4 protein-coding genes are annotated in these 8,892 nt (G+C 68.7%); 2 read left to right on the forward strand and 2 right to left on the reverse strand.

From position 1 onward, the window contains the following. Positions 1 to 321, reverse strand: a 321-nt coding sequence (locus ABZ857_RS43515) for an ATP-binding cassette domain-containing protein (protein WP_357056684.1), incomplete at its 3' end; no start/stop codon positions are given. 425 nt (positions 322 to 746) lie between these two features. Then, on the reverse strand, positions 747 to 2,045 hold the full coding sequence (locus tag ABZ857_RS43520; protein WP_357056687.1) for an ROK family transcriptional regulator: 1,299 nt from the start codon (positions 2,043 to 2,045) through the stop codon (positions 747 to 749). 242 nt (positions 2,046 to 2,287) lie between these two features. On the opposite strand from ABZ857_RS43520, the gene ABZ857_RS43525 reads away from it, so the two are divergent. Next, complete coding sequence (locus ABZ857_RS43525) at positions 2,288 to 3,568, forward strand: ROK family transcriptional regulator (RefSeq protein ID WP_357056690.1); 1,281 nt, start codon at positions 2,288 to 2,290, stop codon at positions 3,566 to 3,568. Between the two features lie 213 nt (positions 3,569 to 3,781). Further along, the coding region (locus tag ABZ857_RS43530; RefSeq protein ID WP_357056693.1) for a ThuA domain-containing protein at positions 3,782 to 8,892 on the forward strand (5,111 nt) is incomplete at its 3' end.

Raw genomic sequence — 8,892 nt, forward strand, 5'->3', positions numbered from 1 at the left:
CCGGGAGAACCCGAAACTCGCCATCTCATGGCCGAGGAAGATGTTCTCCGTCACGCTCAACCCGTCCACCAGGTCGAGCTCCTGATAAATGGTGGAGATGCCGAGCCGGATCGCGGCCGTCGGACTGGTGAGGCGGACCTCCTGGCCGTCGAGGGTGATGGTGCCCTCGTCGGGCTGGTGGGCCCCGGCCAGCGTTTTGATCAACGTGGACTTCCCGGCGCCGTTCTGGCCGAGCAGGCAGTGCACCTCACCGGCGTGGACATCGAGGTCGACGCCGTTCAGGGCACGGACGCCGGGGAACTGCTTGACGATCCCTCGCATCACGAGCAGAGACGCCGAGTCGGATGATGATGACGGCGGCACAGGTGCCTCCCTGGGCTATGCGCGGCTGTGGCCCCGCCCGCCTGACGGCGCCGGCTGGCACCACCGCGACGGCATCGAGGTCGGCGTCAACGATGCCGGTGCGGTTTCCGGACAGCCGATCAGGCGGGCGGGACGTTCTGGGTGGGGGAGAGGGCGGAGAGGGCGGAGAGGGCGTGGTCGGGGAGAGGGCGTGTGGTTCCCGTCCGCCCGACCGCATGCGCCATGGCCGCGGCACCCGGGATGGGCGGGCGGTGCCGAGGCGGTGTGGAACAGGACGGTCGGGCGGACGGGACGTCTAGACGGGGCAGGCGGCAGGTCGGGACCGCGTGGCGGGCACGTGGGTCAGGGTGAGTGAGGCAATCGGGCCATCGGGGTTCCCTCGATCACCCCTGTGGCTGGGGACATCGGATCGCGATGGTCGTGGGGTCGGACAGTGCTCGTTCGACGACGACTCCGGCCGCGCCACGTGAGGCGGCGCCGAAGCCGAGGTCGGACGCGGCGAATCGGCAGCGCTCGACGGCGCCGGTCATGCCCAGGCGTGCCAGCTCCTCCTGCGCGGCGGGGATGAGCAGGTCGGCGAGCCTCGCGAAGTACCCGCCCAGCACGATCACCCGTGGGTTGAAGAGGTTGACCAGCGTCGCCGCGCCGACTCCGAGCCACCGGCCCACCTCGGCGACGGCCGCGTCGACCCGTGGGTCTCCTTCGGCCCGCCGCTGTTCGATCTCGGCCAGGCGCTCCTCGGGGTCACGGACGACCTGGCGGCCCGTGCCGTACGCGTGGTCGGGGGTGGCCATGCGCACCAGCGCGGCCAGGCCGACCTTGGTCTCCCAGCAGCCGATGCGGCCGCAGCCGCACTGGTCGCCGTTCGGGTCGACCCGCAGATGTCCGACCTCCCCGGCGAACCCGTCCGCTCCGCCCAGCAGCCGGCCGCCGGAGATGACGCCACCGCCGACGCCCACCTCGCCCGTGAGGTAGACCAGGTCGGAGGTGCCCGCCGCGACGCCCGAGGTGTATTCGGCCAGGGCGGCGAGGTTGGCGTCGTTGTCCACCACGATGGGTATGTCCCCGCGGATGTCGGCCTGGGACAGCCGCTCCGCCACCGCCACGCCGTGCCAGCCGAGGTTCGGGGCGACGACGACGGTGCCGGTCGTGGTGTCGATCAGGCCGGGCACGGCCACGGTGATCCCGGCGAGCGTGACCCCGATCCGGTCGAGGTCGGCGACGGTCCTCTCCACCATGCGCGCCAGCTCGTCCAGTGAACGATCAGGGCTGGATCCCATGGCGTCGAAGCCGATGCGCCGGTCGATGAGCACTCTGCCGGCCAGATCGGTGGCGATGGCGGCGATGTAGTCGACGTTGACTTCCACGCCCAGGGCGCCGACCCGCGAGCCGTCCAGGACGAGTGCGACACCGGGGCGGCCGACGGAGCCCGCGTGCTGCGGCCCCGTCTCCTTGACCAGCCCGCGTGCCTGCAACTCGCCCACCAGACTGGTGACGGTGGTCTTGTTCAACCCGGTCGCGACGGCGACGGCCGACCGGGAGCACGGGCCGTGCGCACTCAGGTGACGCAGCACCAGAGCGAGGTTGGAACGGCGCACGGTGGCCTGGTCCGCGGCGACTCCCGCGGACAAGCCCCGACTCGTCGAGTCGGTCGTATGGCCGTCGGCCCTGCTGTGGTCCACGCCACTCCTCAATTAGTTCGCATGGCTGGCCGAATTAAAGGCGGCGACTCCTGGGGGAGACAAGAGTGAAACCGGTTGCAAGTTGCGTAACGTTCCTATAACCGCAGTCGGAATAGCGTCTGAACTGCGTGGAAGCGAGCGATGCCAACTCGTTACGGGTTCCGGGGGTGCACTGTCGGACACCTTCGTGTTACAACCCTCATTAATTGATCTCAGAGACAAACAAAGGACAGGTGGCGCGGGTGACGAACGAGACGCACCTCACCCGCGCCTCGGGCGGCGCCGCTCCGCCGGCGGGCCCCGCCGCACTGCGCAGGGCGAACCTCTCGCTGGTGCTGCGCGAGCTGCGCGACCACACCTCCCTGTCCCGCGCCGACATCGCGGAGGCGACCGGGCTGCACCGGGCCACCGTCTCCAACCTCATGGCCGAGCTCCTGGAACGGCGACTGGTGCGGGAGGTCGGCGTCGAGCACGTGGGAGCGATCGGGCGTCCCAGACGGGCGGTGGCACTGCACGGCGCGCACGTCGGCGCCTTGGGCATGGAGATCAACGTCGACTACATCGCGGTCCACGGCACCGACCTCAGCGGCCGCGTCCTGGTCGAGCGCCGGGTGGTCTTCGACGCGATGGGCAGCGGCCCGGACAGCGCGGTGCGACGGCTCGGGCTCGTGGCCAAGGAGGCCGTGGAGGCGATGCGGCGGGCCGGAGCGGTCCCCGCCGGCATCGTGGTGGCCGTCCCCGGGCTGGTGGACGTGGCACGCGGCTTCGTGACACTCGCACCGAACCTCTACTGGCACGACCTGCCCCTGGCCGACCAGCTGACCTCCATGCTCGGCCCGCTGAACGTGCCGGTGCGCGTGGACAACGACGCCAACCTCGCCGCGCTGGCCGAATACACCTCGGGCGTCGCCGCCGGCACGCCCGACCTGGTCTACCTCACCGGCGAGGTCGGCGTCGGCGGGGGCATCATCTCAGGGGGCAAACTCCTGCGCGGAGCGGACGGATTCTCCGGGGAGGTCGGACATCTGCGGGTCGACCCGAACGGCGACCAGTGCGGCTGCGGCCGCATCGGCTGCTGGGAGACCAAGGTCGGCCTGGCCGCGCTCGTACGCGCGGCCATGCCCGAGCAGGCGTACGGGCTGCCCGGCATGCCGGTGCCGGATCCCGATGAACGAGTGGCCGACATCGCCCGGGGCCTGGCCTCGGGCGACCGGCGGATGATGATGGCGGTGGCGCAGGTCGGCGAGTGGCTCGGGCTCGGCGGCTCGATCCTGGCCAACCTGTTCAACCCGCGAGTGATCGTCATCGGGGGTTACTTCGCCTCCCTGGCCCAGTGGCTGTTGCCCCACGCTCAAGATCAGCTACAGCGATTCGTGGTGGCCGCTCCCGCCGCCCAGTGCCGGTTCGTCGCCTCCACGCTCGGCTTCGGCGCCGCGTCCCGCGGCGCCGCGAGCATGGTGGTCAACCACATCATCGACGACCCGATGACGATCATGGACTCGTTACCCCGGCCGTCAGCCTAGGACGGCCCCCACAGACCTGGAGACGGCACCCTCCAGCAACCGCAATATCCGCTACGAGCAAGTGGCAACAAGCGCGGCGGCGCGCGCCTTGCCTGACGTCCCCCCGGTCAGGAAGGGTTTTCCATGTCACCACGTCATCGAACGTGGGCCAGGCTGCACAACGCGGCCCTGCCAGAAAACGGACGACGTCCGAAACGTCGAACCGCGGCGGCGATGGCTCTCGCCCTCGTCGCCCCCGTCATCACGCTCCTCGCGGCGCCCGCGAGCGCCGAGGCCGCTACGGCCGCGGCGGCACCCGACTTCAAGGTGCTCGTCTTCTCCAAGACCACCGGCTTCCGGCACGACTCGATCCCCGAGGGCATCGCGGCCGTGCAGAAGCTCGGCCAGGAGAACAACTTCGCGGTCGACACGACCGAGGACAGCACCAAGTTCACGGACGAGAACCTGGCGCAGTACCAGGCCGTGATCTTCATGTCCACGACCGGTGACCCGCTGGGCACGCAGGACCAGAAGGACGCCTTCCAGCGCTACATCCAGAAGGGCGGCGGCTTCGTGGGCGTCCACGCCGCCGCCGACAGCGGATACAACTGGTCCTGGTACGGCAAGCTCGTCGGGGCCTACTTCAAGCAGCACCCGGCGATCCAGCAGGCCACGGTCAAGGTCGAGGACCCGGCGCACCCGTCCACCAAGGGTCTGCCGACGACCTGGACCCGTACCGACGAGTGGTACGACTACCAGACGAACCCGCGTGGCACGGTCCACGTGCTGACGTCGATGGACGAGAAGTCCTACACCGGCGCCACGATGGGCGCCGACCACCCCAACACCTGGTGTCAGGACTATGACGGTGGCCGCTCCTGGTACACCGGCCTCGGCCACCAGAAGGAGAACTACAGCGAGGCGAACTTCCTCAAGCTGCTCCTCGGCGGCATCAAGACCGCCGCGGGCGCCGAAAAGGCCGACTGCTCGGCGTCGCAGAGCAGCAGCTTCGAGAAGGTCACCCTCGACGACAACACCAGCAACCCGATGATGCTGGACGTCGCCAAGGACGGCCGGGTCTTCTACATCGACCGGCTCGGCGACGTGCGGGTCATCAAGCCGAGCGGTGGCACCGTGACGGCGGCGCACCTGAACGTGTTCACCGCCAACGAGAGCGGTCTGCTCGGCATGGCGCTGGACCCCGGGTTCGACACCAACAAGTGGATCTATCTCTACTACTCGCCTGCCGGTTCGGAGAACGTCGACCGGCTGAGCCGGTTCACGGTCACCGGTGACACCCTGGACATGTCGAGCGAGAAGAAGCTCCTCGACGTCCCGGTTCAGCGGGCCGAGTGCTGCCACCACGGCGGCGGCATGGTGATCGATCCCAAGACCGGCAACCTGTGGCTGGGGACGGGTGACAACACCAACCCGTTCGCCTCCGACAGCTACACGCCGATCGACGAGCAGCCGGGCCGGGCCGCCTGGGACGCCCAGCGCACCGCGGGCAACACCAACAGCCTGAGCGGCAAGCTGCTGCGGATCCACCCTGAGGCCAACGGCACCTACACCGTCCCGGCCGGCAACCTGTTCGCCCCGGGCACGGCCAAGACCAAGCCCGAGATCTACGGCATGGGCTTCCGCAACCCGTTCCGCATCGGGATGGACCCCAAGACCGGCAACGTCATGCTGGGTGAGTACGGCCCCGACGCCAACGCCGCCAGCGCCACGCGCGGCCCGCAGAACACGGTGGAGTGGAACATCATCTCCAAGCCGGGCAACTACGGCTGGCCGTACTGCATCGGCAACAACACTCCCTACATCGACTACGACTTCGCGACCAAGAAGTCGGGGTCGGCGTTCAACTGCGCGGCTCCGGTCAACGAGTCGCCGAACAACGACGGCCTGACCAACCTGCCGCCGGTGATCCCGGCCACGGTTTGGTACCACTACGCGGCCGACCCGAACAACTTCCCCGAGCTGAGCGGCGGCGCCCCGATGGGCGGCCCGGTCTACCGCTACAACGCCGACATCACGTCGACGAACAAGTGGCCGGCGTACTGGGACGGCAAGGCCCTGTTCGGTGAGTGGAACAACAACGCCATGTGGTCGTTCCAGGTCAACGAGGACGCCACCAAGCTCGTCGAGATGAACCGGATCCTTCAGACCCTGAGCTTCAAGAAGCCCATGGACATGAAGTTCGGTCCCGACGGCGCCCTGTACATGATCGAGTGGGGCTCCGGCTTCGGCGGCGACAACGCCGACTCCGGCGTCTACCGCATCGACTACGTCAAGGGCGTCCGGCCCCCGACGGCGCGCGCCGGCGCGGACAAGACCGACGGCCCGGTGCCGCTGAGCGTCAAGTTCAGCAGCGAGGGCTCGCGGGACCCGGACGGCAAGGCGATCACTTACGCCTGGGACCTCGACGGTGACGGCAAGACCGACTCCACCGACGCCAGCCCCGCCTTCACCTACACCAAGGCCGGCGAGTACAACGCGGTTCTCACCGTGACGAACGCCGACGGCCTGACCGGTAAGGCGAGTGTGACGATCAACGCGGGCAACACCCGTCCCACCGTCACCGTGGACGTCCCGCCGAACGGCGCCTTCTTCGAGTTCGGCGACCAGGTGAAGTTCAAGGTCACCGTCACCGACCCCGAGGACGGCACGATCGACTGCGACAAGGTCCAGATCCAGGCGATCCTCGGCCACGACAGCCACGGCCACCCGCTCGACCAGCTCAAGGGCTGTGAGGGCACCCTGCAGACCCAGCAGGCGGGCCACGGCGAGTACGACAACCTCTTCTACGTGATCGAGGCCAGCTACACCGACGGCGGCGCCGGCGGGGCCAAGCCGCTGACCGGGCGGGGCCAGGTCATCCTGGAGCCCAAGCGCAAGCAGGCCGAGCACTTCTCGCAGACCGGCCGGGTCGCCGACGGCAAGGGCACCGACGCCGCGGGCGTCTCGATCGAGACCACGACCGACACCGCGGGCGGCAACCAGAACATCGGGAACATCCAGGACGGCGACTGGTGGTCGTTCGACCCGGTGAACCTGACCAATGTCGCCTCGATCCGGTTCCGGGTCGCGTCGAACACCACCGGCGGGACCATCCAGGTCCGGCAGGGCAACCCGGAGAACGGGACGCTGGTCGGCTCCGTCGACGTGGCGGGCACGGGCGGCTGGCAGACGTTCAAGGACGTCACGCTGAACCTGACCAACCCGCCGGTCACGAGCGGCCCGCTGTACTTCGTCGTGCGCAAGCCGGCGAGCGCGGCGGACAACTCCTTCCTGCTCAACTTCAACTGGGTCGACTTCATCGGCAAGGGCGCGACGGAGAACCAGCGTCCGACGGTGTCGGTGGCGGCCAACGCGACCACGGGCGTCGCTCCGCTGAAGGTGGACTTCACGACCACCGCCAGCGACCCCGACGGTGACACCCCGCTCACCTACAAGTGGAACTTCGGGGTGAACGGCGCGCCGCAGCCGACGACGGCCAACGCGAGCTACACCTACACCGCGCCGGGCACCTACACCGCCACGGTGACGGTGACCGACGCCAAGGGCGCCGCCGGCACCGCTCAGGTGCAGATCAAGGTGGACGCGCCGGCCACGGTGTGCTTCACCGGCCGTTCCGACGACTTCCTGGGCAACCAGCTCGACCGTGACCGCTGGTCGGTCATCCGGGAGAACCAGGACCTGCGGGTCGCCGACGGCAGCCTGATCATCCCGACCTCGGCCACCGACATCTACCAGACGACCAACAACACGCCGAACATCGTCGTGCAGCCGGCTCCGTCGGGCGCCTGGACGGCCACTGCCAAGCTCACGCTGAAGGCGCAGGACGCCTACCAGCAGGCGGGTCTGATCCTCTACGGTGACGACGACAACTACGCCAAGATGGTGCTGCAGGGCCGGTCGACCTCCGGGTCGAACCACGCCAACCGCATCTTCCAGTTCATCCGGGAAGACAAGGGCAACCCCAACGAGGTGACGGCGAGCAACACGGCCCAGCTCGGGGACGCCTACCCCGACACGGTGTACGTGCGGTTCATCAGCGACGGCACCAACATCACCGCCCACTACTCGTCGGACGGCACCAACTTCACCGCGATGTCGGAGACCAAGCCGCTCGCCGGGATCTCCAACCCGAAGATCGGCCTGATCTCGCTGGCCGGGGCCAACCACCCGGTGGTGGACGCGGCCTTCGACTGGTTCCAGATCACGCCGGACGACAAGGCGACCCCGCCGACGCCGGACGACGACTTCAACGGCACCACGCTGGACAACTGCCGCTGGAACTCGATCGTGCGCTACGACGCGACGGCTGCGCGGGTGAGCAACGGCAACCTGGAGCTCGACACCACGAAGGGTGACATCTACGGGACCGACAACAGCGGCCCGAAGAACTTCATCCTGCAGAAGGCGCCGAGCGGTGACTGGACGCTGGAGACCAAGGTCGACGGCTCGGCCCTCAGCGAGCAGTACCAGCAGGGCGGCCTGATGGTGTACGGCGACGACGACAACTACGTGAAGTTCGACTTCCTCACCACCAACGCCGCAGGGTCGACGGTGGCGCGGACGATCGAGCTGCGCAGCGAGGTCGGCGGCACCGTGCAGAACCCGCAGCCGCAGGTGAACAACCTCACCGCCGGTCCGTGGTGGCTGCGCCTGAAGAAGGTGGGAGACAGCTTCACCGGCTCCTACTCCTCCAACGGCACCACCTGGACCGACCTGGCCACCAACGGCACGACCGCCGTGGTGAAGAACAGCGCCGTGGCGAACGCGTCGAAGATCGGCGTCTACACCATCGGCACCAACCAGGGCGCGTCCAAGACGGTCAAGTTCGACTACTTCAAGCTGATCAAGGCGGGAAGTGAGGACAAGACCGCTCCGGTGACGACCTCGACGACCGACCCGGCGCAGCCGGAGGGCGGCTCGTTCACCGGTCCGGTCACGGTCACGCTGAAGGCCGTCGACGAGACCGGCGGCAGCGGCGTCGCCAAGACGGAGTACGCGCTGGACGGCGGCGACTGGACGGCCTACACCGCCCCGGTCACCGTCACCGGCGACGGCCAGCACACGCTGCGCTACCGCTCGACCGACAAGGCGGGCAACGTCGAGGAGGTCAAGACGCTCACGCTGACGATCTCCACGCCGGCCACGCCCACGGTCAAGCTGACCGTCACCGCCGCCCCCCGCTGCATCGGCACCACGGCGTACCTGGCGGTCACGGCCGTCAACGACGGCGACGCGCCGGCCACGATCACGCTGAACACCCCGTTCGGCACCAAGACCGTGACCGACGTGGCCCCGGGCAAGCAGGCCTACCAGTCCTTCAACAC

It is taken from the genome of Microbispora sp. NPDC046933 (genome assembly GCF_040644635.1).
Lineage (GTDB): Bacteria > Actinomycetota > Actinomycetes > Streptosporangiales > Streptosporangiaceae > Microbispora.